This is a genomic window from Achromobacter sp. EG18 (assembly GCF_059759395.1).
Map to the genome: position 1 here is coordinate 4,845,034 of NZ_CM186213.1, position 25,263 is coordinate 4,870,296.

Below are 25,263 nucleotides of genomic sequence, written 5' to 3' on the forward strand. Positions count from 1 at the left end.
CAAATTCTAGGATCAGGGAAGCTTTCTCTACAATTAGAATATTTATCGGAAGCCTTGCAAAAAAGGCAAAGCTTCCTCCTTCATGGATTCACCCCCCAACGAGGCGCGAACATGCACGGCATCGCCCTGCGGTACTTTGTCGAAGTGGCCCAGGCGGGCAGCCTGAGCGGCGCGTCCGAACGCCTGCACGTGGCGGTGTCGGCCATCAGCCGGCAGATCGCCAAGCTGGAGGAAGAGGCGGGCGCGCCCTTGTTCGAGCGCGCCGCGCGCGGCATGGTGCTGAGCGAGGCCGGCCGACTGCTGCTGGCCCACGCGCGCCGCACATTGCTTGAATCGGACTCGGTGCTGCAGGAGATCGCCGCGCTCAAGGGCATGGCGCGCAACGAGATCCGCATGGCGGCGGTGGAGGGCGTGGCGCGCATTTTCCTGCCGTCGGCCATGGCGCGGTTCCGCCGTGATTGGCCCGATGTGCGTTTCGACCTGCACGTGGGCACGCCGGCCGACGTCGCGCGCCGCGTTGCCGAGGGCAGCGTCGAGCTGGGCATGACCTTCAACGTCGAGCGGCTCAGCGGCGTCAGCGTGCGTTATTCGCGGCGCGCGCCGGTACACGCCGTCATGGCCGCGGGCCATCCGCTGGCCGGCCGCAAAAGCGTCAGCCTGCAGGAACTGGGCCGCTACCCGCTGGCGCTGACCGGCCCGGGCACCACCACCCGGCATCTGTTCGAGATGGGCTGTCTGCTGGAGTCGGTGCAGCTTGAACCGACCTTCACCTGCAACGACTCGTCGCCGCTGCACGGCTTCGTGTTCGGCTCCGACGCCATCATGCTCAGCGGCTACATCTCGGTGGCCTGGAGCCTGAAGCGCGACGAACTGGTGGCGGTGCCGATCTCCAACGCGCAGTTGCAGTCGCGCACCTTGCAGCTGCACGTCATGCAGGGGCGCCAGCTGCCGTCCAAGACGGAGGCCTTCATTGCCCTGCTGTCGCGCGAGCTGGACGTGCTGCTGGAGGACGGCCCGGGCGCTTGAGGCAAGACGCGCGGACGCTGGCACAAACAAAAACGGCTGCCCCGAGGGCAGCCGTTTTCATGTCCCGCGCCGGATTACTTGGCGTCGGGCTTGACCGAGGTGGCCAGCGTGAACTGGTCGCGGCGGCCTTCGTAGGAGATGCCCTTGCGGAAGGCCCAGATGCTGCTTTCGAAGTGCAGCGGGATCAGCGGCACGTTGTCCAGCGCGATCTGGGTGGCTTCCTGCAGCAGCTTCTCGCGCTTGGGCGCGTCGACCGTGACGATGGCCTGCTTGTAGACCTTGTCGAAATCGGCGTTGGTGAAGCCGCCGTAGTTGCTGGTGCCCAGGCTCTTGGGCGAGTCGAGCGAGGCGACCCACAGCTGGAACAGCGCCGAGGCTTCGCCCGTTTCCGCCGGCCAGCCGCCCATCGAGAAGCTGAACTCGCGCTTGGCGCGCTTGGGGAAGTAGATCGAGGCGGTCATGGCGTCGACGTTGGTCTTGATGCCGACGCGGGCCAGGTACTGGGCCACGGCCTGCGCCACCTGGCCGTCATTGACGTAGCGGTCGTTGGTGGACGAGAGGGTCAGCTCGAAGCCGTTGGGGTAGCCGGCTTCGGCCAGCAGCTTCTTGGCGCCTTCCGGGTCGTACTTGATTTCCGGGGCCTTGGGCAGCGCGCCGAACATGCCGTCGGGCATGAACTGGTAGGCCGGGGTGGCCATGCCGTCCATGATGCGGGCGGTGATGGTCTTGCGGTCGATGGCCATCGAGATCGCCTTGCGCACTCGCAGGTCCTGCAGCGGGTTCTTGCCGTCGGCGCTCTTGACGAACGGGCTCGGGTTGCGCGCCACGTCGGGCTGGAAGAACACCAGGCGGGTCGAGGGCGTGGCCACGAAGCCGAACTTGGGGTTGTCCTTCAGGCGTTGCAGGTCGCGCGCGGCGGGGTTCTCGATCATGTCGAAGTCGCCCGACAGCAGGCCGGTCAGGCGCGGGCCGGCGGCCGGCACCGGCACGAACTTCACTTCCTTCCAGTAGGGCTTCGGGCCCCAGTAGTTCTCGTTGCGCACCAGTTCGATGCCGGTGCCCTTCACGTACGACTTCAGGGTGTACGGGCCGGTGCCGATGGCGTCCTTGCCGTTGTTGAAGTCGGCCACCGTGGGCCACGGGCCGGTCACGCCGCAACCCTTCTTCGGGTCGAAGGTCAGCTTGCCGTGCTCGACGATGCCGTTCCAGATGATCGGCAGCGAGCGCGCCATCTCGGCGGGCATCAGCGGGAAGGGGGCGCCGGTCTTGATGATGACGGTGTGGGCGTCCGGCGTCTGCACGTCGGTGATCAGCTTGGTCGTGTCCATGTAGGACTGCGACACGTTGGTCTCGTTGTTCAGCGTGCGGCAGATCGTGAACAGCACGTCTTCGGACGTGAACGGCTTGCCGTTGGAGAACTTGACGTCGTCGCGCAGCTTGAATTCCCAGGTCAGGTCGTCCAGGTTCTTCCAGGACGTGGCCAGCGCGGGCACCAGCTTCATGTCGGCACTGCGGCCCACCAGCGAACTGTAGACGTGCGCGGAGAACGCGTCGTTCTGCGTCATCTTGTGGTAGTGGGGGTCGGCCGAGGTGGGTTCGGCGGACAGGCCGATCTTCAGCGTCTGGGCCTGGGCAGCGGCCAAGGGAATGGCGGCGGCCACGAGGGCCAGGGTGGTGCGCAACTTCATGGTGACAACTCCGGATGGGGAACGAACCGGATCGTGCTGGCGGCGTGGAACAGGGGCGGGCCTACCGGGGAAACGCAACGTCGGCCGGGGGGCTTGCGGTGTTTTTGGCGCCAGGCACGACGGCAAGGGGCCGATTATCGGTAGGGGCTTCGCGCGCTGTCAATGCGCGCCGGGCCGACGTCAGGGTAAACGCCGAGAGGGAGAATAGCCGGCGAAGCCGCGCGAAAAATGCCAATCGCCCCAGTTCGAGGCGGTCCCGCTTCGGGACGGCTTCGCACTGGGGCGACGGGGGAATTGCGTCGTGGAGGGCGTCGCGGGGCCCCGCAAGTGGGGCCGGCGCGGCGCGATGGCGCCCGGTGAGGGGAAAGGCCAAAGGCCCCGGACGCCGGGTCCGATGCAACGGGCGCCGCATCGGTGGCGGGCGTCACAGCGGCAGCGCGCCAGGCTGAATCGCGGGAGATCGGTCGCGACTCAGTCCGGCACGGCTGTTCTTACCACTGCGAACCGGAGAAGCGCGAGCTGGCGGCGCGGGCCTTGTTCATCGACTCGTTCACTTCGTCGATGAAGGCGAACACGGCGGCGACAGCGGCGGCGATCGACTTGCCGGCCTTCTTCAGGTTGGTCAGCGGGTGGGAATTCGGTTGGTTCTCGAGGGCACCGCGGAGCAGGTCGCGCTCCAGCGCGTCGGTCAGGCGGGCAGTGTGGTTCAGGGTCAGTTCGCTCATGGTTTTCTCCAGTCCGTTTCGTCTTGGGGTAAACCATTATAGGGATAACCCTAAATCAAAAGCAACGCGTTTTTAGGGGAAAACCCTAGTATGTTGTAAAAATGTATTTGTCGCCGGGGACTTAGGCTATCGGTCCACCGTTGCGCAGGCCCCGGGCGGCATCCGCCAGCTCCCCCGCGGTCAGCCCGATCGGCCCGATGCCCCGGGCCACCAGAGCGTCGGCGGCCGCGCCATGCAGCCAGACCGCGCCGGCCACGGCCTGCTCGAGGGGCAGGCGCTGAGCCAACAACGAGCCCAGCATGCCGGCCAATACGTCCCCGGTTCCGGCCGTGGCCAGCCCCGGGTTGCCGCTGGTGTTGCGGCGCCACGTGCCGTCGGGGGCGCAGATCAGCGTGCCGGCGCCCTTCAGGACCACCCAGGCGCCGAAGCGCCGCGCCAGCGCCTGGGCGGCGGCGCCGCGGTCGGCCTGGACGCGGGCGGTGTCCTGGCCCAGCAGGCGGCCAGCCTCGGCCGGGTGCGGGGTCAGGACGACCGGGCCGTCGCCCCAGTTGGGCCGGATGCCGCCGTTGGCCAGCAGGTTCAGGCCGTCGGCATCCAGCACCAGCGGCGCGCCGTGGCGCAGCACGAACAGTTCCGACAGGGCGTTGGCGGCCGTCGCGCCGGTGCCGATGCCGCACCCGGCGACCCAGGCGGTCACGCCCCAGTCCGTGTCCAGCAGCGAGCGGGCGTCGCGCAGCATCAGTTCGGGTTGCAGCGGATCGCAGGGCAGCGGCGCGGCGTCCTGGGCGAAGCCCACCAGCACCTTGCCCGCGCCGGTCTTGAGCGCGGCGCGCGCGGCCAGCAGCGCCGCGCCTTCCATGCCGCGCCCGCCTCCTACCACGCCGACGGTGCCGAAACTGCCTTTGTGGGTGTCCGGGCCGCGCGCGGCGAACAGGGCGGGCAGATCGTCGCGGCGGATCTCGCCGGCAAAGGAGGAGTCGGGGGTGTTCATGGGCTGAGGCTCCGGGATCGTCGGGGCAGGGGCTATCCACTATAGTGCCCCAAAACGCGCGGCCTTCCGCCCGCGCCACCGGAGACGACGATGACCGATATCACGCTGGAACACTATTCCGCCTACGAGTCCCTCAAGCTGCGCCGCCATCCCAACGGCGTGCTGGAGCTGATCATGGGCTCCAAGGACGGCAAGCCGGGCAAGCTGTCCACCGCCGACGACCGCATGCACCGCGAGCTGGCCGACATCTGGCGCGATATCGATACCGACCCGGACACCCGGGTGGTGGTGATCCGCGGAGAGGGCAAGGGCTTCTCGGGCGGTGGCGACCTGGACCTGGTGCAGCAGATGGCCGAGGACTTCGACGTGCGCACCCGCGTCTGGCGCGAGGCGCGCGATCTGGTCTACAACATCATCAACTGCAGCAAGCCGATCGTGTCGGCGATGCACGGCGCCGCCGTGGGCGCGGGGCTGGTGGCCGGCTTGCTGGCCGACATCTCGATCGCCGCGCGCGATGCCCGCATCATCGACGGCCACACCCGCCTGGGCGTCACCGCCGGCGACCATGCCGCCATCGTCTGGCCGCTGCTGTGCGGCATGGCGCGCGCCAAGTACTACCTGATGCTGTGCGAAACCGTGAGCGGCGAAGAGGCCGAGCGTATCGGCCTGGTGTCGCTGTGCGTGGACGAGGCCGAGTTGATCGGCCGCGCCTTCGAGGTCGCCAACCGCCTGGCGGCCGGCTCGCAGACCGCGATCCGCTGGACCAAGTATTCGCTGAACAACTGGCTGCGCATGGCCGGCCCGACCTTCGATACGTCGCTGGCGCTGGAATTCATGGGGTTCGGCGGCCCGGACGTGCGCGAAGGCGTGCAGTCGTTGCGCGAGCGGCGGGCGCCGAACTTCCGGCCCGACTCGCCGTTCTGACAAGGGCGGCTGCCGGCCGCGTCCGGCCCCGCGCCGGGCGGGATCTGGCCAAGCGCGCCGGCCCAGGCATCGCATGCGGCGCGGCGGGCGCGCAAGGCGTCTGGCCGTGCCGGATTCACTTCTTGAAGAACGCCGCGAACGCGGCCTGCGCCTCTTCCGTCTGCAAACGGGCGCGGAACTGCTGCGCCTCGTAATCGAGCGTGTCCTGGATCGCCTGCCGCTCCGGGCGCTTGAGCATGGCCTTGGTCAGCCGCAAGGCGGCCGGCGGTTGCTTGGCCAGGCTGGCGGCGGTGGCCTGCGCGGCCGCCAGGGCGCCGCCCTTGGCGGTGACCGCGGTGGCCAGGCCGGCCTCGCAGGCTTCCCGCGCCGAGAACGCCTTGCCCTGCAACAGCCATTCGGCGGCGCGGCGGGCGCCGGCCAGGCGCGGCATCAGCAGGCTGGACGCGCCCTCCGGGCACAGGCCCAGCGCCACGAACGGCATGCGCAGCGTGGCGCCTTCGCCGATGTAGACGAAGTCGCAATGCTGCAGCAGCGTCACGCCGATGCCGATGGCGTAGCCCTCTACGGCGGCGATGACCGGCACGTCGGCCTGCGTCAGCGCGCGCAGGAAGGTCAGGCCGGCGCTGTCGCCGGCGCCGCGCTCGGCCTGGAAGTCGCGCAGGTCATTGCCGGCGGTGAAGTGTTCGCCGGCGCCGGCCAGGATCACCGCCGACACGCTGGTATCGGCGCTGGCCAGCGCGAGCTGTTCGGTCAGCGCGGCGTAGGTGGCCGTGTCGAGCGCGTTGCGGCGGTCCTGGCGGTCGATCACCAGCGTCAGCACCGCGCCGTCGCGCGTGACCCGCAGCCCGGCGCTCATGCGAAGGCCCTGGCGGCCAGCTGGGTCTTGGCCTCGGCGTACTCGCGGCGCAGCGTGTCGACGATCTGGCGCGTCGGCTGCACGCTGCCGATGTTGCCCACGCCCTGGCCCGCGCCCCAGATGTCCTTCCACGGCTTGACGCGGCTGGAGCCGAAGTTGGAGGCGCCGCTGTCGGGCTGCGGCAGGTTGGCCGGATCGAGGCCGGCGGCGGCGATGCTGGCCTTCAGGTAGTTGCCGGGGATGCCGGTGAAGAACGGGGTATAGAGAATGTCCGAGGCGCTGGCCTCGACGATGGCGGACTTGTAGCCTTCGCTGGCGTTGGCTTCCTCGCTGGCGATGAAGCGCGTGCCCATGTAGGCGAAGTCCACGCCCATGGCGAGCGCGGCCAGCACCTGGGCGCCCGAGGTGATGGCGCCCGACAGGATCAGCGGGCCGTCGTAGAAGCGGCGCACTTCGGACACCAGCGCGAACGGGCTGAGCGTGCCGGCATGGCCGCCCGCGCCCGCGCACACCAGGATCAGCCCGTCCACGCCCGCTTCCAGCGCCTTTTCGGCGTGGCGGATGGTGGTGACGTCGTGGAACACCTTGCCGCCCCAGTCGTGGATGCCCTTGACCAGGTCGCCGGGCGCGCGCAGGCTGGTGATGATCAGCGGCACGCGGTGGCTGGCGCACACCGCCAGGTCCTGTTCGAGCCGGTCGTTGGACTGGTGGATGATCTGGTTGACGGCGTAGGGCGCGACGGTGGCGCCCGGATTGGCCTCGCGGTACGAGGCCAGCCCCGCCTGGATCTCGTCCAGCCAGTCGGTCAGCAGGCTCTGCGGACGCGCGTTGAGCGCCGGAAACGAACCGACGATGCCGCTCGTGCATTGGGCGACGACCAGCTTCGGGTTGGACACGATGAACATGGGGGCGCTGATGACCGGCAGGGACATCTGGCCATACAGATCTGTCACGAGGGAGTGGGGCATAACGGCGTCACGTGTGGTTTCGGGTTGAGCGCCCAAGCCGCGCTTGCATGGCGGAAAGGGATGTGCCTACAATTACCTACCGACCGTCCGGTAATTAATTAATCTTTATTTAACGGCAAGCGCCGAACCGCTGTCAATGGAACGGGACCGCCCGCGGTCCGGCATTGCCTGCCTCGACGCCGCCTCACCAGGTTCCCTCATGGCGACTTCCGCAGCCCCCGCCACCAAACGCGCCCGCGCCGGCCGCCCGCCGACCCTGGCGGCGCCGCGCGAACGCATCCTGGCCGAAGCCGCCAAGCTGTTCGCGCGCAGCGGCTACGACGGCAGTTCGGTGTCGGACCTGGCCGCCGCCATTGGCGTGTCCAAGGCCGCCATCTATCACTACTTCACCACCAAGCAGGACATCTACGACGCCATCATCCTGGCGGTGTTGAGCGGCCTGAACCAGAGCGTCGGCCAGGACGTGGCGCGCGCCGAGGGCGGCGCCGCCCGCCTGCGCGCCTTCATGGTCGGCCACGCCCGCTATTTCGAGCAGCACCACGCCGAGTTCGTCACCATGCTGATCGGCTATTCCGGCATGGCGCTGCCCGAGCGCGAGGACGCCGCCCGGCTGCGCGACGGCTACGAGAAGCGCCTGCGCGATCTGATCGCGCAGGGCGTGGCCGAAGGCGCGTTCCGGCCGCTGGACGTGCCCGCCACCGGCCGCGCCGTGCTGTCGATGCTGAACTGGATGGTGCGCTGGTACAAGCCCGGCCAGGGCGACAGCGCCGAGACCATCGCCGCCGGCTATTTCGATTTACTGGTTGGCGGCATGCGCCCCTGAGCGCCGCCGCCCCGCACTCCCGAGAGACTGACATCATGGCCCTGGACACCGAAACCCTGACCCTGTTGCTGGACGCCGTGCGCCGCTTCGTGCACGAACGCCTGATTCCCGCCGAGGACGAACTGGCCGCCAGCGGCCAGGTGCCGCCGGACATCGTCGCCGAGATGCGCGAGCTGGGCCTGTTCGGCCTGTCGATCTCGCCCGACCACGGCGGCCTGGGCCTGACGATGGAAGAAGAAGTGAAGGTGGTGTTCGAACTGGGCCAGACCTCGCCCGCGTTCCGTTCGCTGGCCGGCACCAACATCGGCATCGGCTCGCAGGCCATCGTGCTGGCCGGCACCGACGAACAGCGCGCCCGTTACCTGCCGCGCCTGGCCAGCGGCGAACTGATCGGCTCGTTCGCGTTGACCGAACCCGACGCCGGCTCCGACGCCATGGCGCTGCGCCTGTCGGCCGAACGCGACGGCGACCACTACGTGCTCAACGGCACCAAGCGCTACATCACCAACGCGCCCATCGCCGGCCTGTTCTCGGTGATGGCGCGCACCGCGCCCGAACGCCGCGCCAATTCCATTTCGTGCTTCCTGGTCGAAGCCGGCACGCCTGGCCTCATCATCGGCAAGCCCGACAAGAAAATGGGCCAGGCCGGCGCGCTCACCAGCGACGTGGTCTTCGACAACTGCCGCGTCCCCGCCTCGGCCCTGCTGGGCGGCGAGGAAGGCAACGGTTTCCGCACCTCGATGCGCGTGCTGGACAAGGGCCGCCTGCACATCTCGGCCCTGTGCGTCGGCATCGCCGACCGCCTGCTGCGCGACGCCGTCAAATACGCCACCGAACGCAAGCAGTTCGGCCAGCCCATCGCCGAGTTCCAGCTGATCCAGGCCATGATCGCCGACAGCCAGGCCGAACTCTACGCCGCCCGCTGCATGGTGCTGGACGCCGCCCGCCTGCGCGACCGCGGCGAGAACACCACCATGCAGGCCGCCTGCTGCAAGCTCTACGCCACCGAAATGGTCGGCCGCGTCGCCGACCGCGCCGTCCAGATCCACGGCGGCGCCGGCTACATGTCCGAATACGCCGTGGAACGCTTCTACCGCGACGTGCGCCTCTTCCGCATCTTCGAAGGCACCTCGCAAATCCAGCAACTGGTCATCGCCCGCGAGGTCATCAAGGCCAACAGCTAAGCCGTGCGAAGGCGTGGCGGGCATCCACCCGCCACCCCCGATGCCGACACCTCAACACTGGAGCAATAGGGCAGGTCGCCATGCATCGTGAAGGTCCTCCACCCCCGCGCAGCGTCATCATCCAACCGCAAAACAGCATGTAAGCCAAAGAAGGCTGCCCGCGCAGCCGCCTTTGGCGGCCCCGCCCCACCTCCTCACCTCCCGATGGTCGTCACCAGAATGCCAAGCACACCGCCCATCCCAGCGCCCGTCATGAGCCTTCAGTGCAGCCCTTTGCTGTGGGGCGCGGGGTGCGGGGGGCGTGTAGATGCGCCCGACGGAATCCGAAGGAGTCGCCGCAGGCGAGGACGAGGATGAGTAAGGGGCAGTCCGGAGCGAACGCTCCGGACCGCAATCGTAGCCCCCCGCACCCCGCGCCCCACAGCAAAGGGCGTCTAAAGAACCCAATCGCGTCCACCCAAAACGACCACCCCAACACACCCAAGCCCCCACCGGCTAATATCCCCACTGACCTAATCCTCTCTGGCGAAAAGATAAAAGATGTCGCAACGTCCCGCTCCCCTGACAGGCATCCGCGTCCTGGACCTGACCCGCGTGCTCGCCGGCCCCTGGTGCACCCAGAACCTGGCCGACCTCGGCGCCGAAGTCATCAAGATCGAGCGCCCCGGCGCCGGTGACGACACCCGCGCCTGGGGCCCCCCGTACCTGAAGGACGCGGCCGGCAACGACACCACCGAGGCCGCCTACTACCTCTCGGCCAACCGCAACAAATTCTCCGTCGCCCTCGATATCGCCTCGCCGCGCGGCGCCGAACTGGTGCGTGAACTGGCCTTGCAGAGCGACATCCTGGTCGAGAACTTCAAGGTCGGCGGCCTGGCCAAGTACGGTCTGGACTACGCCAGCCTCAAGGAAGCGAACCCGCGCCTGATCTACTGCTCCATCACCGGCTTCGGCCAGACCGGCCCCTACGCCAGCCGCCCCGGCTACGACTTCATGATCCAGGGCATGGGCGGCCTGATGAGCATCACCGGCGAGCGCGACGACCTGCCCGGCGGCGGCCCGCAGAAAGCGGGCGTGGCCGTGGCCGACCTGATGACCGGCATGTACTCCACCGTCGGCATCCTGGCCGCGCTGCACGAGCGCTCGGTCAGCGGCCTGGGCCAGCACATCGACATGGCGCTGCTGGACTGCCAGGTCGCCATGCTGGCGAACCAGAACCTGAACTTCATGACCTCCGGCAACGCCCCGCGCCGCGCCGGCAACGCGCACCAGAACCTGGTGCCGTACCAGGTCTTCGCCGCCAGCGACGGCCACCTGATCGTCGCCGTGGGCAACGACAGCCAGTTCCGCAACTATTGCGGCGCCATCGGCCTGCCCGAACTCTCGGCCGACCCGCGTTTCTCCACCAACCCGCAGCGCGTCAAGAACCGCGAAGCGCTGGTGCCGCTGCTGGCCGAACGCATGGCCACCGGCGCGCGCGACCACTGGCTCGCCTCGCTCGAGGCCGTGGGCGTGCCGGCCGGCCCGATCAACACGCTCGACCAGGTCTACGAAGACCCGCAGGTGCTGGCGCGCGGCATGAAGCGCGAACTGCCGCATCCGACTGCGGGCACCGTGCCCATGGCGGCCAGTCCGCTGAAGTTCTCGGGCAGCCCGGTCGAATACCGTCGCGCCCCGCCCATGCTGGGCGAGCACACCGCGCAGGTACTGTCCGAAAAGCTCGGGCTGTCGGACGCGGAGATCCAGGCGCTGGCGCAAAGCCCGTCCTGATCCCCGCGGCGCGCGGCGCACACACCATTCCAATGACAGGCAGGAGAAGTTGATGACGGAGATTCAAACCATCGGCGTCGTGGGCGCCGGGGCCATGGGGCGTGGCATCGCCCAGATCGCGGCGCAGGCCGGCTTGCGGGTGCGCTTGTACGACACCAGCGCCGACGCCGTGGCCGCCGCGCGCGAGTCGCTGCGCCAGACCTGGGACAAGCTGGCCCAGAAGGGCAAGCTGACCGCCGCCGACGCGCAGGCCGCGCTGGAGCGGGTCGAGTCCGCCACCGCGCTGACCGACATGTCGCAATGCCAGCTGGTGGTCGAAGCCATCGTCGAGCGCCTGGACGTCAAGCGCGACCTGTTCGCGGCGCTCGAAGGCGTGGTGGCCGATGACTGCATCCTGGCCTCCAACACCTCGTCGCTGTCGATCACCGCCATCGCCGCCGCCTGCAAGCTGCCGCAGCGCGTCGCCGGCTACCACTTCTTCAACCCGGTGGCGCTGATGAAGGTGGTCGAGGTCATCGACGGCCTGCGCAGCGCGCCCGAGACCGGCGACGCGCTGGCTGAACTGGCGCGCCGCATGGGCCACACGCCGGTGCGCGCCAAGGACATGCCCGGCTTCATCGTCAACCACGCCGGTCGCGGCATGAACACCGAAGGCCTGCGCGTGGCGCAGGAATCGGTGGCGAGCTTCGCGCAGGTGGATGCCATCATGCGCGAGCAGGCCGGCTTCCGCATGGGCCCGTTCGAGCTGCTGGACCTGACCGCGCTGGACGTTTCGCATCCGGTGATGGAATCCATCTACCGCCAGTTCTTCGACGAGCCGCGCTTTCGCCCGTCGCCCATCACCACCGTGCGCCTGGCCGGTGGCCTGATCGGCCGCAAGGCCGGCGAGGGCTTCTACAAGTATGTCGACGGCCAGAAGCAAGTGCCCGCCGAGCCGCCCGTGCCGGCGCTGCCGCAAGGCCTGAAGGTCTGGGTCAGCCCGCGCCACGCGGAAGGTTACGCGCGCGCCACCGCGCTGCTGGAAAAGCTGGGCGCGCCGCTGGTGTCCGGTTCCACGCCGGCGGCCGATGCGCTCATCATCGTCACGCCGTTCGGTGAAGACGTGTCCACCACGGCGTCGGCGCAAGGGCTGGATCCGGCGCGCTGCGTCGGCCTCGATACCCTGCACGCGTTCGACAAGGCCAAGCGCCGCACCCTGATGGCGTCGCCGGCAACCGAGGCCAAATGGCGCGATGCCGCGCACGCGCTGCTGGCCGGCGACGGCGTGCCGGTGTCGGTGGTCGAGGATTCGCCGGGCTTCGTCGCGCAGCGCATCGTGGCCATGATCGTCAACATCGCCGCCGATATCGCGCAACAGCAGATCGCCACGCCGGAAGACATCGACCGCGCCGTGACGCTGGGGCTGGGTTATCCGGTGGGTCCGCTGGCCCTGGGCGATGCGCTGGGCGCGGAGCGCATCCTGGAGATCCTCAAGAGCATGCAGCGCGTCACGGGCGACCCGCGCTACCGTCCCAGCCTGTGGCTGCAGCGCCGCGTGCAGTTGGGCATGTCGCTGCTCAAGACCTCGGCCGCTGACTGACGCGAAGCGCCGCCGGAAACAAAAAAGCCCCTCGATGCATCGAGGGGCTTTTTTTCGGGCCCGCGGGACTCGCGGTCGCGCGGCGCGAAGGGCAGCGCTTACTTGGCCGCATCCACCATGTACTGGACCGCCGCGCGGATGTCGTCTTCCGAAGCGTTGGCCGCGCCGCCCTTGGGCGGCATGGGCGGCTTGCCCTGCATCGCGACCTTGACCATGGCGTCCATGCCGGTCTTGATGTAGGGCTCCCAGGCGGCCTTGTCGCCGAACTTGGGGGCGTTGGCCACGCCGGTGGCGTGACAGGCGAAACAGACGCTCTTGTAGAGCTTTTCACCAGCGGGATTGACCGTGGCGGCCTGTTGCGGCGCGGCGGCCGGTGCCGGTGCGGCGGCAGGCGCGGCAGCAGCGGGGGCCGGGGCAGCAGCAGCGGGGGCAGCGGCGGCCGGGGCGGGCGCGGCAGCCGGAGCCGCAGCGGCCGGCGCGGCGTCGCCTTCCTTCTTGGCGCCTTCCTCAGCCGGCGCGGCCGGTTCCGGCAGCGAACCGCCCGACTTGTTGGCCATGTAGACCACGGCGCGCGCGACCTCGAAGTCGGACAGCGTCGGGTTGCCGCCCTTGGCGGGCATGCCACCCTTGCCATGCAGCGCGACGTTCATCATCGCGTCGAAACCGGACTTGATGAAGGGCGCCCAGGCGGCGTTGTCGCCCACCTTGGGGGCGCCGGCCACGCCGGCGGTATGACAGGCCGTACAGACGGCTTGGAAGACTTGTTCGCCGGTCTTGAAGACCTTGGGCGCGTTGGCGTCGACCAGCGCGAACCCGGCGACGGGGGCGATGCGTTTGGTGACAGCTTCGGTGGATAGCGTATCCGAGCCGGCGCCGACCTTGGAGCCCGAGGCGACCATGTTCACCAGTAGGATGATGATGGCGATAGGCACCACGAATGCCAGTATGACCGTGACGATCAGTTGCTTCGGGGTCTTGATGGGGGAGGAGTGCTCTTCTATGTGTTCCTGCTCGTTGCTCATGACCAAATCCTGCTAACGGGTACCGGGGCGCCTGGCGGCGGCAACAGAAAATCAGTACTGCACAAAGGGCGGCAAAAGCAGACCGCCTTGCAAGCAAACGCTGGATTATATAACGGTGTCACGGACACGCGTCCAACGTCCGGACGGGGTTTTCACGCAGTTTGCCCGGCGAATTGATCCACTTCATGCAGATTGCGCAAAACTGGGTACAATACCGCCTCCTTGCGCTGCGCCCGTAGTTCAATGGATAGAATGAGAGTTTCCGAAGCTCTTGATACAGGTTCGATTCCTGTCGGGCGCGCCATCGACCAATTCGATGGCCCATCATCGCGTTGCCGCAACGGCGTCGCGGATGGTCAATGCGATGCCGATGCCCAGGCCGGCCAACAGCACGCCGGCGGCCTGATGGGCCGTTCCAGACGCAAGCAGCGGCGCCGCCAGCGGCACCAGCGACAGAATGGACACGTTGTTCAGCGTCTCCGCCGCGGCCAGCACCGCGCCCTTGTCCCGATTCGATCGTTTCGCCAATACGGCCGTGGATAGCGGCGCGCCCGCGCCCAGCGCGGCGCCCCACGCCGCCAGGCAGGCCAGCGCGCCGGGCAGTGGCAATGGCAGAAGATAGAACGCCGCAACGCAGCCACCGAGCAGCGTGGTGGTGATGACCAAAGCGCCTTCTTCTCCGCAGCCCAGCCGGCGCAGCGCACCGGTGGAGAGGTTGCCGACCCCCAGCCCGATGCCGAACGCCGTTGCGCTCAGGCCGACATGCGCCGCGTCCAACTGATAGCGCGCGCGCAGGATTTCCCCCGAAAGCAGAAAGGCGGCCACGCCCGCGCCGTTCCAGAGCCCTTTGGCCAACAGCGGACGCACGATGGCCCGCGCGCGCAGCCAATGTACTGCGCTGCGCTGGCGCGGCGCGCGCGCGGCGTGCCCACGCGGTATCGACATGCCGCTGACAACGCAGGCGACAAGGCAGCCCGCCGACGTCAGCAGGAACGGTGCGCGCCAGCCGATCCAGTCGGTCAGCAGGCCGGCCAGCGCGGGCCCCATCGCGATGCCCGCCGTCATGCCCAGCATGACGACGCCCATGGCCGCAGCCTGGCGGTCGCGCGGCATGCTTTCGGCGACCAGCGCGAACGCGTTCGGAATGATGACGGCGGAGGCGAGGCCGCCGAAAATCCGCAGCGCCAGCGCGACCTCCAGGGTTGGCGCCAACGCGACACCGACGCCGTCGACCGCGAATGACAGCAGGCCGGCCAGCAACAGCCGGCGCCGATCGACGCGATCCGATAGGTGGCCAAGGATCGGCGCCGCGATGGCGTAGGCGAACGCGTAGCTGGAAATCAGCCACGCGGCCTGGGCCGGACTGGCGCGAAAGGCGTCGGCCAACGGGTTCAACATCGGCGCGAGCATGAACTCGCTCGCGCCGACGAAAAACACGGACAGGGAAAGTGCGGACAGCAAGTGGCGTCCGTTGCCGACGTCGGCAATGGTTCTGGAACAGGACATGCCTTCTCCCGTGCAGATGCGAGTGGAGGTAAATGGAAAGAAAACGGGGGAAAAACGGGGAAAAGTGGCGACGCTGGGGAATGCCGCGAGGAGGCGGGGCGTCGGAGTGCGCGAGGCGGGGGAACAGCCGCGGGGGGCTGGACAACAAGCAGCGCTGATCCGGAGATCAGACAACCGACGTCATGATACCGGCTTGGTTGTGCGCGTTCAACCGACCAAGCGAGGCCATGGCGTCCATCCGCTGATTGTTGTCGCCGAGGCAACACCATGATCCCCTGGCCGGGCCTTCTGCCGCGGTTCAGGCCGACCTACGATCCGGGTGTCGTTCCAGCGCGCGCACCGTCCCGCGCCACGCTGCCTGGACCTGCCCAACCCCCTGAAGGAGTCACCATGAGTCAACGCCTGAACGCTTTCGCCCAATCGCCCGAACTGTTCAAGAAATTCGTCGAGTTCGGCATGCTCTTGAAGTCCGGCGCGATCGAGCAGTCCATCCTGTCCCTGGTGGAGATCCGGGCATCGCAGCTCAATGGCTGCGGCTTCTGCCTGGACATGCACGTGAAGGAAGCCAAGATCCGTGGCGAGCGCGAGCTGCGCCTGCACCATGTGGCGATCTGGCGCGAATCCACCGAGTTCTCGCCGCGGGAGCGCGCCTGCCTGGCCTGGACCGAGGCGCTGACCACGCTGGGCGCGCAGGGCGTGCCCGACGAGGTCTACGAACGCGTGCGCACGCAATTGTCGGAAAAGGAGATCAGCGACCTCAGCTTCGCCATCATGTCCATTAACGGCTGGAATCGCCTGAACGTCGGCTTCCGGACCGTGCCCGGCTCGGCCGACAAGGCCTATGGCCTGGACAAGGCCAAGTTCAACTGAGGAGCTCGACATGAAAATCCTGGTCATCGGCGGCACGGGCCTGATCGGCTCCAAGCTCGTCAAATTGCTCATCGAACGGGGCCATGACGCTGTCGCCGCGTCGCCCGCGACCGGCGTCGACACGATCACCGGCGCGGGCCTGGACGCGGCGCTGGCCGGGGTCGAGACCGTGGTCGACGTGGCCAACTCGCCGTCGTTCGAAGACAGGGCCGTGCTGGAATTCTTCCAAACCTCGGGGCGCAACCTGCTGGCCGCCGAGGCTCGCGCCGGCGTGCGCCACCATGTCGCGCTGTCGGTGGTGGGCACGCACCGGCTGGCCGAAAGCGGTTACTTCCGCGGCAAGATCGCGCAGGAACAATTGATCCGGGCGGCCGGCATTCCCTACACCATCGTTCACAGCACGCAGTTCTTCGAATTCCTGGGCGGCATCGTGCAGTCGGGCACCCAGGATGGCGAAGTGCGCCTGTCGCCCGCCTACGTCCAGCCGATCGCGTCCGACGACGTGGCGCTGGCCATGGCCGACGCCACGCTGGCGCCGCCGGTGAACGGCATCGTGGAAATCGCCGGGCCAGAGCGCCTGCGCCTGGCCGAACTGGCGCGGCGCTACATGGACAGGATCGGCGACTCACGCACGCTGCGGGCGGACGCGGGCGCGCGCTATTTCGGGGCGCTGCTCGACGATACGACACTGGTGCCCGGCCCCGGCCCGCGCCTGGGCGCGATCGATTTCGAAACGTGGTTCAGCCGTTCGGGTTCGGGCAAGTAGCGGCGCGCGCGGAGACTTCCATGAGCAGACCGCGGCCGCCTGCGCAGGCGCTCCTGGACAAGTACCGGGGCGGTGATTTCCAACCCCTGTACGCCACCAGCGTGACGGTGCGGGGCGGCGAGGCCGCGCATGGCCGCGCCTCCGGCATCGCCATGTCGGATGACGGCGCGTTGCAGGTCGAGCTGCGCCTGCCTGTCGAACTGGGCGGCCCGGGCGGAGGAACCAACCCCGAGCAACTGTTCGCCGCGGGCTATGCGGCTTGTTTTCACGGTGCGCTCAGCATGCTGGCCGAGCGCGCCGGCCTGGCCATTGCCGATGCCTCGGTGACGGCCATCATCGCCTTTGGCCGCGATCCCGTCGATGGCCTGTTCGCGCTGTCAGCGGACATCAACATCCACCTGCCTGGCGTGGCCAGGGCGGTGGCCGAGGAGCTGGTGCGCAATACGGAACGCCTGTGTCCTTACGCCAAGATGGCGCAGGGCGGTATCGAATGCGTGGTGGCGTTGACGCAATAGCGATTCAGGCCGGCGCCGACAGCAGGCTGTCGAGAATCTGCAGGTCCAGCGCGCGGATGCGCTCGGTCATGTAGTCGATGAAGACCCGCATGCGCGCCGGCAGGTGTTGGCGGCTCAGGAAACACAGGTAGTGTCCGCGGTCGTCGGGCGCGTATTGCGGCAGGCACGCCACCAGCGTGCCGGCGCGCAGGTGATCACAGACCTGATAGCCGGCCATCTGCGCGATGCCATGGCCGTCCAGCACCGCTTGCAATACCAGGTCGGCGTCATTGAAGGTGAGCATGGCGGGCGGAGCGACTTTGCGCAGCTGGCCGCCGACCTTGAATTCCCACTCATATACGCGTCCGGAGGCGAGCCGGAAGTTCACGCAGCGGTGGCCGGCGATGTCGTCGACGCTGTCCGGCAGGCCATGGCGGGCGACGTAGGCGGGGGCGGCGCACAGCATCATCTGCATGGGTATCACTTTCTTGGCGATCACCTGGCTGTCTTCCATGCGGCCGTTGCGGAACGAGAGGTCGACGCGGTCGGTGGTGAAGTCGGTGGGGCCGTCGTCCAGCAACAGTTCCACCGAAATATCAGGATTGGCGTGGCGGAACCCTTGCAGCAGCGGCGCGACGACCTTGCGGCCGAAACCCACGGTGGAACACACGCGCAATTGACCCGCGGGCGGGCCCTCGCGCAGTTCCCGCATGTCGTCCAGGGCCTGGACGATGCGTTCCACACCGGGATGGCATTGTTCGTAGAAGCGCTCGCCCTCGAGGGTCAGCGAGGTGCTGCGCGTGGTGCGGACGAACAGGCGGGTGCCCAACTGGTCTTCCAGTTTTTGCACGCTGCGGCTGACCGCCGAGCGACCGATGCCCAGGCGGTCGCCGGCCTTGGCGAAGTTGCCTTCCGCGGCGACGGCGATGAAGGCCACGACGCCCGCGTAGCTGGTTGCAAAGCTGTCGGCCAGGGAGTCCGGCGCGGTGGAGCGGGGCGCGGCCGACGAGGCGGATGAGAGTGTCGACATGGTGGTGGCTCGGTGAGTGGGTGGGTCCTACCCCTTGGGTGGGTCCTACCCCTCAAGACGGCACACCGGGCAACTTTGTGACATCGTCCGCAAAAAATACGGGCTTTCCCTAGAGGCAAGGCCCGCGTGCGCGTGGGTCCGCTCCGGGCCGCCTCCGAACCGCCGACCGCCTATTCGACGGGTGTCAGGGCGGGGGCGCCCTGCTTCTTGATCAGGACCACCAGGAACCTGGCCGGCCTGGTCTGGCTGGCGTTGCGGCCTACGGTGTGAATATCGTCCGGCCCTTCGTAGAACGTCTGGCCGGCGGTCAGCGTCACTTCCCTGCCTCCCTTGACCTGCATGACGATGCTGCCCTCGAGCACATAGACGAAAGCATGGGCGTCGTGGCGATGGACCGGGTCGGCGCCGCCAGGGGGGTAGTCGACGAGCAGCATCAGGGCGTCCTTGCCGGGAATGTCCGGCAGGTTCCTGGCCATCAATTCCGTGACCACCGGATTGGCCGGCCCGGCGGTGGCTGCGTGGTGGGAGGCGGCGTGGGCCGGCGAGGCCAGCAATGCGCCGGTGGCAATAAGGGGGAGTGCGAACTTCGCGATTCTCGACATGGCCTGTCCTTGGTTGAAAGGTGACAGGTCGATCGTAGAAGTGCGGCAGGCCCGGCGGTAGGTCCGAGCAGGGGATCACCGTGTTGCCCGCCACGCACCAACGTGGCCGGCGGGCAGTGGTCAGCCCCGGGCCAGCGCCGCCGCGATGCGCGCCAGCTTGTCCGGGTTGCGTTGCACCAGCACCCGCGTCAGGCGTTCGCCGTCGGTCTCATAGGACTGCACGGATTCCAGTTCGCCATCGATGAAGCGCAGCAGGGCCCATTGCCCGTTCACCAGGACCACCTCGGTGCGCAACGCATCGCGGAACCGGCGCTTGCCCGCGTAGAACAGCTGCGCCAGGCGCTTGCCTCCCACCAGGCTGGCAAAGCTGCTGACCTTGCCGCCGCCATCGCCAATGAGTTCGGCATCGTCGCTGAGCAGCGCATGCAGGCCATGGAAATCGCTGCGCTGCATCGCGTCGGCGAAGGCCTCCAGCAGGCGCTGCAGCGTCGCCCTTGGCACGGCTTCGCGCGGGGTGCCCTGGCGCAACTGCTGCCGCGCCCTTCGGACGAGCTGGCGCACCGCGGCCTGGCTTTTGTCTAGCGTCTGCGCGATGTCTTCATAGTCGGCGTCGAACACGTCGCGCATCAGGAAGGCCGCGCGGGCGTCCGGCGACAGGCGCTCCAGCATGAACAGAAACGCCACCGACACGTCGTCGGCCAGCTCGTGCAGCTGCTCCGGCGTGGACGGCGCGGCCATCAACATGGGTTCGGGCAGCCAGACTCCCACGTAATGGGCGCGCTCGGCCTTGGCCAGGCGCAGGCGGTCGATGGACAGGCGGGTGGCGACGGTGACCAGCCATGCTTCGGGATTTTCGATGGCGCCGCGGTCGGCGCCATGCCAACGCAGCCATGCGTCCTGCACCACGTCTTCGGCCTCGGCCACTTCGCCCAGCATGCGGTACGCGATCGCATACAGGCGCGGGCGATGACTGTCGAACAGGGTCACCGAGTCGGTCATGGCAGGGGTGGACGCGAAGGGAAGGGGATGTAGCAGGCGGCTATTTTGCCGCAGCGAGACGCGCCGCGACAAGCGGAAAACACTGATGCAAACGCCTGGCGATGCGCAGTGGTGCGTCGCGCACAACAGCATGCTTCCCGCCGCGAGCCTACCGCCAGGGACGCGCCACCCCTAGGATGCCTGCATCGCCTTTCCGGCACGCCGCAAGGCCTTGCCGCCACCCCGCAGGATCGCGTCAATGCCGACCTGCCCGCGCTGTCGCGAGCCTGATCCAACCGCCTCTCTGGAGATCCTGTCATGCCATCCGCAACCCAAACCCTGCCGTTCAGCAGCCTGTCCGATCCGGGCGTCCGGCCTCCCCACGATCTGGTGCCCTCGCGTTATGCGCTGCGGGTGGGCGAGATCGATGCGCTGGTGATCAGCGATGGCGTGCTGCCGTTGCCCACCGCGACCATGGCCACCAATGCCGATCCCGCCGATCTGGCGCGGTGGCTGCAATACATGTTCATGCCGCCGGACGCCTTCGATTGGCCGCTGAACGTGATGGTGGCCCGCAGCGGCGACCAGACGATCCTGATCGACGCCGGTCTCGGCGGGCAGTTCCCGGGCTTTCCGCGCGCCGGCCAATTGCCCCAGCGCCTGGAGGACGCCGGCATCGCGCTGGAGTCGGTGACGGACGTGATCATCACGCACATGCACATGGACCATGTCGGCGGCCTGCTGGTCGATGGCGTGAAGGAACGCCTGCGGCCCGACGTGCGCATCCACGTGTCCGCGACCGAGGTCGCGTTCTGGACGTCGCCGGACTTCTCCCATACGGTCATGCCCAAGCCGGTGCCTGCCGTGCTCAGGTCGACCGCGACCAGTTTCTACAACGAATACCGCGACCGGCTGCGGATCTTCCAGGACCGGCACGAAGTGGCGCCCGGCGTGGTCGTGCGCATCACCGGCGGACATACCCCGGGACACAGCGTGGTCGACCTGATCGGCGGCGATGAGCGGCTGACCTTTGCCGGCGACGCGATATTCCCCGTGGGCTTCGATCATCCCGACTGGCACAACGGCTTCGAGCACGACCCCGAGGAATCCGCCCGCGTGCGGCTCCGTCTTTTCCAGGAACTGGCGCAGAACCGCGGGCTGCTGGTGGCCGCCCATCTGCCGTTCCCCTCCGTCGGCCGGGTGGCGATCGATGGCGAGGCCTTTCGCTGGGTGCCTGTCATCTGGGACTACTGACCGCGCCGGCGCTGTCCTTTAAATAGCACACCGTTGTGACACACCGGGGCGCAAGCCCCGATGTGGCTTGGGTGTCGGGCTCGCGCCACACATTCGTCCGATTTTCATCGATGATGATCCGCCTGTGCCGAGGTCCCAAAAACTGACATACAGCGTTCCTAGAATTCGTTCCGGTCATGCGCGGAATCGCCGCTCGTGTTGCGTGCCGACCCGCATGCGCATGTCTGTTCAATCAACGGGAATCTGTAATGAAAAAGACTCTGTTCGTCACCGCTCTGTTCACCGCGCTGTCCGGCGTGGCGCATGCTGAAACCTCGGTGACCCTGTACGGCCTGATCGACACCGGCGTGGGCTTCCAGCGCATCAAGGGCAACGACGGCTACAAGGAATCGAAGGTCGGCATGTCCAACGGCGTGTCCAGCGGTTCGCGCTGGGGCCTGCGCGGCGCCGAAGACCTGGGCGACGGCCTGAGCGCCGTGTTCACGCTGGAAAGCGGCTTCAACTCGGCCAACGGCCAGTCGGGCCAGAGCGGTCGCCTGTTCGGCCGCCAGGCCACCGTCGGCCTGAAGGGCGATTCGTGGGGCCTGCTGGAATTTGGCCGCCAGACCAACATCGCCTCGAAGTACATCGGCGCGATCGATCCGTTCGGCGCCAGCTACGGCCAGGCCAACGTTGGCGCCGCCTTCGGCGCCGCCAACACGGTCCGCCACGACAACATGGTCATGTACCAGACCCCGTCGTTCAGCGGCTTCCAGTTCGGCCTGGGCTACTCGTTCAACGTGGCCGACACGACCGCCGCGCAAACCGGCTTCAAGACGGCCGACAACACCCGCGCCATCACCACCGGCCTGCGTTACGTCAACGGCCCGCTGAACGTGGCCCTGACGTACGACCAGCTGAACATGGCCAACCAGCTCGGCACCGACGAGAAGCCGAAGCAGTGGATCATCGGCGGTTCGTACGACTTCGAAGTGATCAAGCTGGCGCTGGCCTACGGCCAGACGCGTGACGGCTGGTTCACCGGCCAGTCGCTCAACGCCTTCGGCAGCGGCAGCCCCGAAGGCAAGAGCCTGAGCAGCAACGTCGTGGCCAAGGACTTCAAGTCGAACTCGTACCTGGTCGGCCTGTCGGCTCCGGTCGGCGGCGCCGGCAATGTCCTGTTCTCGTGGCAGCGCGCCGACGCCAACAACACCTCGTTGACCGGCGGCGACGACACGATGAACATCTACAGCCTGGGCTACACCTACAACCTGTCCAAGCGCACCAACCTGTACGCGCTGGGTTCGTATGCCACGAACTTCGCGTTCATCGACGGCCTCAAGAGCACCGTCGGCATGGTGGGCGTGCGTCACCGCTTCTAAGCGGCGGCCAGCGATCCGGCGGCGCGCGCGGGTTGCGCGTCGCCGGACGCCGCGGTTGCATTGAGCGGACTGGGCGTCTTACCCGGCCACAGACGCGAAAAAAGCGGCCACCTCCCTAGCTCCACTCTCAGTCCGCTCACCCCAACTTCGGCGGGATGGGCACATGCTCAGCGGTCCATGCGCCGCCGGCACCGCGATGCGGCGCCGGCGGCGTTTGCATTGGCGCGGCGGTTGCGGCCAGGTCAGTCGTCGAGCGACGGCACGGTGCCGATCTGCGCCAGGATGCGCGGCGATTCCATGTCGCCGGTTTCCTTGTCGATCATGACCTCGTAGGCGGCGACGCCGGCGAACTTGTCGGCCATGGAGTTGGCGATGCGGATGGCGCCGAACTCGCTGCTGGCGGGCCGGATTTCGCCGGGGGCCACGCCATTGGCGGCGGTGCGGTAGGGAACGACGATGTACTGGACGACGTGAGTCTGGGCGATTTGAGCGGCTTCGGACACAGGAGTCTCCTGGAAGACGTTTTTCGGGCGAGCGCAATGTAGCACGTCGCACTGTGTTTTTGTACAGTATTTTCGGATTCGTCGCCGGTTTTTTTTGAGGCGGGCGATGGCCCCAGGAAAACCCCTAGCGCGCAATCATTGCCCGATTCCTTTGCTGCATCTAATATTTTCGAAAATCTTTTGATTTTTATAAAAAAGAGGCAAGGGATGGAAGCGAACAGGTACGACGCCTATCGGGAAGACACCGCCGGCCGCGCCAACGTGGCGGACTCGCCGGAGCGCATCGCCTATTACCAGGACCTGGCGCGACTCGAGACCGGCGCGCTCTGGACGGTGGCCAACAAGATCGAGCCGTGGGCGCCGCGCTCGGCGTCGGTGCCGGTGGTCTGGCGCTACCAGGAACTGCGCGGCCACGTGCTGCGCTCGGCCGAGCTGGTTTCTCCGGAAGAGGCCGGCCGCCGCGTGATCTACCTGAACAACCCGGGCCGGCGCGACGTTGCCGCCGCGGTCGGCTGGCTGTATTCGGGCCTGCAGGTGATGCGGCCGGGCGAACTGGCATCGGCGCACAAGCATTCGCATTCGGCGCTGCGCTTCATCATGGAAGGCAAGGGCGCCTTCACGGTGGTGGACGGCCACAAGATGACGCTGGGCGCGAACGACTTCGTGCTCACGCCCAACGGCACCTGGCACGAGCACGGCGTGGCCGAGGACGGCACCACCTGCATCTGGCAGGACGGCCTGGACATCCCGCTGGTCAACGCCTTCGAGGCCGGCTTCTACGCCGTGCATCCCGACCTGAACCAGACCGTGACGCACCCGGTGGACGACACCAGCGCGCTGTGGGGCAGCGCGGCGCTGCGGCCGCAGACGGCGGGCTGGACCAAGCCGTATTCGCCGCTCTTCAAGTACGAATGGGAGCCCACCTACGAAGCGCTGCGCCGCCACGCGCGGGTATCGGCGGGCAGCCTCTACGACGGCATCCTGATGGAATACACCAACCCGGCCACCGGCGGTCCGGTCATGCCGACCATCGGCGCCAGCATGCAGCTGCTGCGTCCGGGCGAGCACACCAAGGCCCACCGCCACACCGGCAGCTTTCTCTACCAGGTGGCCAAGGGCAGCGGCTTTTCGGTCATCGACGGCAAGCGCTACGACTGGACCGAGCGCGACATCTTCTGTGTGCCGTCCTGGGCCGTGCACGAGCACGCCAACCTGTCGTCCAACGACGACGCGTGCCTGTTCTGCTTCAACGACCTGCCGGTGATGCGCGCGCTGGCGCTGTACCGCGAGGAAGCGGTCAAGGACAACGACGGCCACCAGAAACTGATCTAGCGGCTGCGCCAACCCCACTGAATTTTCATCCGCCGCCCGGCGCAAGCCGGGCGCCTGTCTCAACTCGTCTTGAATTTCCTGGAGTTCCTATGCGCTTGGTAACTTTTCGCGCCCATCCCACCGCCGCCGCCCGCTTGGGCGCGCTGGCCGAAGGCTATGTGATCGACCTGGCCCTGCTGGGGCAAGCCGGCGGCGTCGCGCTGCCGGACGACATGCTGGCCTTCATCGACCTGGGCCCGGTAGCCGTGGCGCAGGCCTCGAAGCTGATGGAGTCGTACCGCGGCGCCTGGCCCGTGGGCACCGCGCTGCCGCAGGAGAACGTCAAGCTGCTGGCGCCGATTCCGCGTCCGCGCAAGAACATCTTCGGTATCGGCCTGAACTACGTCGAGCACGTTGCCGAATCGAGCCGCACGCTCGATACCTCGGCCGACCTGCCCAAGCAGCCGGTGATCTTCTCCAAGCCGCCCACCACCGTGATCGGCCCGGGCGATGCCATCGAGCACAACGCCAAGATCACCCAGCAACTGGACTGGGAAGTCGAACTGGCGGTGATCATGGGCCGCCGCGCCACGCGCGTGGCCGAGGCCGACGCGCTGTCGTACGTGTTCGGCTACAGCGTGATGCTGGACATGAGCGCGCGCGACTGCCGCCGCGCCGGCCAGTGGATCTATTCCAAGGGCCAGGACACCTACGCGCCGTTCGGCCCCTGCATCGTCACGGCCGACGAGATCCCCGATCCGCAGGTGCTGGACCTGTGGCTGACGGTCAACGGCGAGAAGAAGCAGGGCTCGAACACGCGCCACATGCTGTTCAAGGTGCCGTTCCTGATTTCGGACATCAGCGCCGGCATCACGCTGGAGCCGGGCGACATCATCGCCACCGGCACGCCCGAGGGCGTGGGCGCGGGCCGCAAGCCGCAGGAGTGGCTGTGGCCGGGCGACGTGGTGGTGGCGTGCGTGGAAGGCATCGGCACGCTGCGCCATCCGGTGGTGGCGGTCTAGGCGAAATTCC

Annotated in this window: 23 protein-coding genes, 1 tRNA gene and 1 pseudogene; 14 read left to right on the plus strand and 11 right to left on the minus strand. The window is 67.8% G+C overall.

Going from position 1 to position 25,263, the window contains the following annotated elements:
• Positions 1-111 precede the first annotated feature (111 nt).
• Positions 112-1,026: a LysR family transcriptional regulator gene (locus AC6CR5_RS22295; RefSeq protein ID WP_024067556.1), complete on the plus strand. Its 915-nt coding sequence runs from the start codon at positions 112-114 to the stop codon at positions 1,024-1,026.
• 74 nt (positions 1,027-1,100) lie between these two features.
• On the opposite strand, the gene AC6CR5_RS22300 is transcribed toward AC6CR5_RS22295, so the two are convergent.
• From AC6CR5_RS22300 to AC6CR5_RS22310, 3 genes are all read right to left on the minus strand, one after another.
• The gene (locus tag AC6CR5_RS22300) at positions 1,101-2,714 is read right to left on the minus strand and encodes an ABC transporter substrate-binding protein (protein ID WP_006386791.1); all 1,614 of its coding nucleotides are present in this window, start codon (positions 2,712-2,714) and stop codon (positions 1,101-1,103) included.
• A gap of 491 nt (positions 2,715-3,205) precedes the next feature.
• Complete coding sequence (locus tag AC6CR5_RS22305) at positions 3,206-3,439, minus strand: hypothetical protein (RefSeq protein WP_006386792.1); 234 nt, start codon at positions 3,437-3,439, stop codon at positions 3,206-3,208.
• Between the two features lie 121 nt (positions 3,440-3,560).
• Positions 3,561-4,430, minus strand: coding sequence for an NAD(P)H-hydrate dehydratase (locus tag AC6CR5_RS22310; RefSeq protein ID WP_047993050.1), 870 nt, complete (start codon positions 4,428-4,430; stop codon positions 3,561-3,563).
• Between the two features lie 90 nt (positions 4,431-4,520).
• Between AC6CR5_RS22310 and AC6CR5_RS22315 the strand changes: the two genes are divergently transcribed.
• Positions 4,521-5,354 carry an enoyl-CoA hydratase/isomerase family protein gene (locus tag AC6CR5_RS22315; protein ID WP_020925438.1) on the plus strand — a complete coding sequence of 278 codons (834 nt, stop codon included), beginning with the start codon at positions 4,521-4,523 and terminating at the stop codon, positions 5,352-5,354.
• A 115-nt stretch (positions 5,355-5,469) separates the two neighbouring features.
• Here AC6CR5_RS22315 and AC6CR5_RS22320 read toward each other — a convergent pair whose 3' ends face one another.
• Complete coding sequence (locus tag AC6CR5_RS22320) at positions 5,470-6,210, minus strand: enoyl-CoA hydratase-related protein (protein ID WP_024067558.1); 741 nt, start codon at positions 6,208-6,210, stop codon at positions 5,470-5,472.
• Positions 6,207-7,178, minus strand: coding sequence for an NAD(P)H-dependent flavin oxidoreductase (locus AC6CR5_RS22325; protein WP_238920585.1), 972 nt, complete (start codon positions 7,176-7,178; stop codon positions 6,207-6,209). The genes AC6CR5_RS22320 and AC6CR5_RS22325 overlap by 4 nt, the downstream gene beginning before the upstream one ends.
• 199 nt (positions 7,179-7,377) lie before the next feature.
• Between AC6CR5_RS22325 and AC6CR5_RS22330 the strand changes: the two genes are divergently transcribed.
• From AC6CR5_RS22330 to AC6CR5_RS22345, 4 genes and pseudogenes are all read left to right on the plus strand, one after another.
• Positions 7,378-8,001 (plus strand): TetR/AcrR family transcriptional regulator, encoded by a 624-nt coding sequence (locus AC6CR5_RS22330; protein ID WP_006386796.1) that lies wholly within the window; start codon positions 7,378-7,380, stop codon positions 7,999-8,001.
• A 35-nt stretch (positions 8,002-8,036) separates the two neighbouring features.
• On the plus strand, positions 8,037-9,185 hold the full coding sequence (locus tag AC6CR5_RS22335) for an acyl-CoA dehydrogenase family protein (RefSeq protein ID WP_006386797.1): 1,149 nt from the start codon (positions 8,037-8,039) through the stop codon (positions 9,183-9,185).
• 540 nt (positions 9,186-9,725) lie between these two features.
• Positions 9,726-10,955, plus strand: coding sequence for a CaiB/BaiF CoA transferase family protein (locus AC6CR5_RS22340; RefSeq protein ID WP_006386798.1), 1,230 nt, complete (start codon positions 9,726-9,728; stop codon positions 10,953-10,955).
• 43 nt (positions 10,956-10,998) lie between these two features.
• A pseudogene (locus tag AC6CR5_RS22345) lies at positions 10,999-12,534 on the plus strand (3-hydroxyacyl-CoA dehydrogenase); the annotation flags it as partial.
• 98 nt (positions 12,535-12,632) lie between these two features.
• Here the strand turns inward: AC6CR5_RS22345 and AC6CR5_RS22350 are convergent.
• Positions 12,633-13,556, minus strand: coding sequence for a c-type cytochrome (locus tag AC6CR5_RS22350; RefSeq protein ID WP_024067561.1), 924 nt, complete (start codon positions 13,554-13,556; stop codon positions 12,633-12,635).
• 229 nt (positions 13,557-13,785) lie between these two features.
• On the opposite strand from AC6CR5_RS22350, the gene AC6CR5_RS22355 reads away from it, so the two are divergent.
• Positions 13,786-13,860 (plus strand) — tRNA-Arg (locus tag AC6CR5_RS22355).
• A 20-nt stretch (positions 13,861-13,880) separates the two neighbouring features.
• Here the strand turns inward: AC6CR5_RS22355 and AC6CR5_RS22360 are convergent.
• Positions 13,881-15,062, minus strand: coding sequence for an MFS transporter (locus AC6CR5_RS22360; protein WP_498084966.1), 1,182 nt, complete (start codon positions 15,060-15,062; stop codon positions 13,881-13,883).
• A gap of 390 nt (positions 15,063-15,452) precedes the next feature.
• Here AC6CR5_RS22360 and AC6CR5_RS22365 point away from each other — a divergent pair, with 390 nt between their 5' ends.
• From AC6CR5_RS22365 to AC6CR5_RS22375, 3 genes are read left to right on the plus strand one after another with little or no spacing between them, the layout of a single operon-like run.
• Entirely contained in the window at positions 15,453-15,932 is a 480-nt protein-coding gene (locus tag AC6CR5_RS22365; protein ID WP_006386803.1) for a carboxymuconolactone decarboxylase family protein, read from the plus strand.
• A gap of 10 nt (positions 15,933-15,942) precedes the next feature.
• The gene (locus tag AC6CR5_RS22370) at positions 15,943-16,698 is read left to right on the plus strand and encodes an SDR family oxidoreductase (protein WP_047993044.1); all 756 of its coding nucleotides are present in this window, start codon (positions 15,943-15,945) and stop codon (positions 16,696-16,698) included.
• Between the two features lie 20 nt (positions 16,699-16,718).
• Positions 16,719-17,213, plus strand: a complete 495-nt coding sequence (locus AC6CR5_RS22375; protein ID WP_006386805.1) for an Ohr family peroxiredoxin — start codon at positions 16,719-16,721, stop codon at positions 17,211-17,213.
• 4 nt (positions 17,214-17,217) lie between these two features.
• On the opposite strand, the gene AC6CR5_RS22380 is transcribed toward AC6CR5_RS22375, so the two are convergent.
• The 3 genes from AC6CR5_RS22380 to AC6CR5_RS22390 form a co-directional block, all read right to left on the minus strand.
• Positions 17,218-18,222, minus strand: coding sequence for a LysR family transcriptional regulator (locus AC6CR5_RS22380; RefSeq protein WP_024067564.1), 1,005 nt, complete (start codon positions 18,220-18,222; stop codon positions 17,218-17,220).
• A 170-nt stretch (positions 18,223-18,392) separates the two neighbouring features.
• A complete protein-coding gene (locus tag AC6CR5_RS22385; protein ID WP_026385166.1) occupies positions 18,393-18,824 on the minus strand; it encodes a cupin domain-containing protein in 432 nt (143 codons plus the stop codon).
• A 120-nt stretch (positions 18,825-18,944) separates the two neighbouring features.
• Positions 18,945-19,823 (minus strand): RNA polymerase sigma-70 factor, encoded by an 879-nt coding sequence (locus AC6CR5_RS22390; RefSeq protein ID WP_047993042.1) that lies wholly within the window; start codon positions 19,821-19,823, stop codon positions 18,945-18,947.
• 297 nt (positions 19,824-20,120) lie between these two features.
• Between AC6CR5_RS22390 and AC6CR5_RS22395 the strand changes: the two genes are divergently transcribed.
• Together AC6CR5_RS22395 and AC6CR5_RS22400 are read left to right on the plus strand one after the other, a co-directional pair.
• Positions 20,121-21,056 (plus strand): MBL fold metallo-hydrolase, encoded by a 936-nt coding sequence (locus tag AC6CR5_RS22395; RefSeq protein WP_020925411.1) that lies wholly within the window; start codon positions 20,121-20,123, stop codon positions 21,054-21,056.
• Positions 21,057-21,304: 248 nt separating this feature from the next.
• Positions 21,305-22,417, plus strand: coding sequence for a porin (locus AC6CR5_RS22400; RefSeq protein ID WP_047993041.1), 1,113 nt, complete (start codon positions 21,305-21,307; stop codon positions 22,415-22,417).
• 242 nt (positions 22,418-22,659) lie between these two features.
• Here the strand turns inward: AC6CR5_RS22400 and AC6CR5_RS22405 are convergent, their stop codons facing one another.
• Complete coding sequence (locus AC6CR5_RS22405) at positions 22,660-22,920, minus strand: hypothetical protein (RefSeq protein WP_498084967.1); 261 nt, start codon at positions 22,918-22,920, stop codon at positions 22,660-22,662.
• 207 nt (positions 22,921-23,127) lie between these two features.
• Here AC6CR5_RS22405 and AC6CR5_RS22410 point away from each other — a divergent pair, with 207 nt between their 5' ends.
• Together AC6CR5_RS22410 and AC6CR5_RS22415 are read left to right on the plus strand one after the other, a co-directional pair.
• Entirely contained in the window at positions 23,128-24,252 is a 1,125-nt protein-coding gene (locus AC6CR5_RS22410) for a cupin domain-containing protein (RefSeq protein WP_498084968.1), read from the plus strand.
• An 89-nt stretch (positions 24,253-24,341) separates the two neighbouring features.
• On the plus strand, positions 24,342-25,253 hold the full coding sequence (locus tag AC6CR5_RS22415; protein WP_020925409.1) for a fumarylacetoacetate hydrolase family protein: 912 nt from the start codon (positions 24,342-24,344) through the stop codon (positions 25,251-25,253).
• Positions 25,254-25,263 lie beyond the last annotated feature (10 nt).

What these genes read in the sequence shown, in the direction of transcription:
- AC6CR5_RS22305 (WP_006386792.1), bottom strand. Translation starts at nt 3,439, where the DNA reads ATGAGCGAACTGACCCTGAACCACACTGCCCGCCTGACCGACGCGCTG.
- AC6CR5_RS22400 (WP_047993041.1), top strand. Translation starts at nt 21,305, where the DNA reads ATGAAAAAGACTCTGTTCGTCACCGCTCTGTTCACCGCGCTGTCCGGC.
- AC6CR5_RS22395 (WP_020925411.1), top strand. Translation starts at nt 20,121, where the DNA reads ATGCCATCCGCAACCCAAACCCTGCCGTTCAGCAGCCTGTCCGATCCG.
- AC6CR5_RS22350 (WP_024067561.1), bottom strand. Translation starts at nt 13,556, where the DNA reads ATGAGCAACGAGCAGGAACACATAGAAGAGCACTCCTCCCCCATCAAG.
- AC6CR5_RS22310 (WP_047993050.1), bottom strand. Translation starts at nt 4,430, where the DNA reads ATGAACACCCCCGACTCCTCCTTTGCCGGCGAGATCCGCCGCGACGAT.
- AC6CR5_RS22390 (WP_047993042.1), bottom strand. Translation starts at nt 19,823, where the DNA reads ATGACCGACTCGGTGACCCTGTTCGACAGTCATCGCCCGCGCCTGTAT.
- AC6CR5_RS22375 (WP_006386805.1), top strand. Translation starts at nt 16,719, where the DNA reads ATGAGCAGACCGCGGCCGCCTGCGCAGGCGCTCCTGGACAAGTACCGG.
- AC6CR5_RS22315 (WP_020925438.1), top strand. Translation starts at nt 4,521, where the DNA reads ATGACCGATATCACGCTGGAACACTATTCCGCCTACGAGTCCCTCAAG.
- AC6CR5_RS22385 (WP_026385166.1), bottom strand. Translation starts at nt 18,824, where the DNA reads ATGTCGAGAATCGCGAAGTTCGCACTCCCCCTTATTGCCACCGGCGCA.
- AC6CR5_RS22380 (WP_024067564.1), bottom strand. Translation starts at nt 18,222, where the DNA reads ATGTCGACACTCTCATCCGCCTCGTCGGCCGCGCCCCGCTCCACCGCG.
- AC6CR5_RS22340 (WP_006386798.1), top strand. Translation starts at nt 9,726, where the DNA reads ATGTCGCAACGTCCCGCTCCCCTGACAGGCATCCGCGTCCTGGACCTG.
- AC6CR5_RS22360 (WP_498084966.1), bottom strand. Translation starts at nt 15,062, where the DNA reads ATGTCCTGTTCCAGAACCATTGCCGACGTCGGCAACGGACGCCACTTG.
- AC6CR5_RS22370 (WP_047993044.1), top strand. Translation starts at nt 15,943, where the DNA reads ATGAAAATCCTGGTCATCGGCGGCACGGGCCTGATCGGCTCCAAGCTC.
- AC6CR5_RS22295 (WP_024067556.1), top strand. Translation starts at nt 112, where the DNA reads ATGCACGGCATCGCCCTGCGGTACTTTGTCGAAGTGGCCCAGGCGGGC.
- AC6CR5_RS22410 (WP_498084968.1), top strand. Translation starts at nt 23,128, where the DNA reads ATGGAAGCGAACAGGTACGACGCCTATCGGGAAGACACCGCCGGCCGC.
- AC6CR5_RS22335 (WP_006386797.1), top strand. Translation starts at nt 8,037, where the DNA reads ATGGCCCTGGACACCGAAACCCTGACCCTGTTGCTGGACGCCGTGCGC.
- AC6CR5_RS22415 (WP_020925409.1), top strand. Translation starts at nt 24,342, where the DNA reads ATGCGCTTGGTAACTTTTCGCGCCCATCCCACCGCCGCCGCCCGCTTG.
- AC6CR5_RS22300 (WP_006386791.1), bottom strand. Translation starts at nt 2,714, where the DNA reads ATGAAGTTGCGCACCACCCTGGCCCTCGTGGCCGCCGCCATTCCCTTG.
- AC6CR5_RS22325 (WP_238920585.1), bottom strand. Translation starts at nt 7,178, where the DNA reads ATGCCCCACTCCCTCGTGACAGATCTGTATGGCCAGATGTCCCTGCCG.
- AC6CR5_RS22320 (WP_024067558.1), bottom strand. Translation starts at nt 6,210, where the DNA reads ATGAGCGCCGGGCTGCGGGTCACGCGCGACGGCGCGGTGCTGACGCTG.
- AC6CR5_RS22365 (WP_006386803.1), top strand. Translation starts at nt 15,453, where the DNA reads ATGAGTCAACGCCTGAACGCTTTCGCCCAATCGCCCGAACTGTTCAAG.
- AC6CR5_RS22330 (WP_006386796.1), top strand. Translation starts at nt 7,378, where the DNA reads ATGGCGACTTCCGCAGCCCCCGCCACCAAACGCGCCCGCGCCGGCCGC.